Here is a 342-nt window from a genome sequence, read left to right as displayed (position 1 = left end):
AGTCCTGTGAAAACGTCATTCCAGGCCGTCAACCAGCTGCGCGTTGCCGCGGCCCAAAGTCCACGATCTTCGGTGACGCGCTGCACGGCAGCGCTGAACTCGGTCTGGTCGAAGGTGCCGAAAACAGAAGGCGCAGTGGCCAACCAAAGACCCAGCCCGGCCACCAGCCAATGCACCCAGAGCATCTGGAAATGCATCATCCGCATGTGGTTGTCGTGCCCGCGCGCGGCCGAGTCCGCTTCGGCGGGGCTGTCGTCCTCGCTGAGCTGCTCGGCATTCGCCTGCACGACCTTGGTCGCGGAAACCCGCGCGGCATTCAGCCCGTTTTCCGAATACCAGTGA

General features: G+C 63.5%; 1 pseudogene. It reads right to left on the bottom strand.

Annotated elements, in window-relative coordinates:
* Positions 1 to 342, bottom strand: a pseudogene (locus tag O4G76_RS22340) (DNA polymerase III subunit epsilon); the annotation flags it as partial.

Origin of the sequence: Limimaricola sp. G21655-S1, assembly GCF_027213785.1 — a bacterium.
GTDB lineage: Bacteria > Pseudomonadota > Alphaproteobacteria > Rhodobacterales > Rhodobacteraceae > Limimaricola.
The sequence above is the reverse complement of the archived record's forward strand: the minus strand, read 5'-3'. Positions and strand labels throughout refer to the sequence as shown.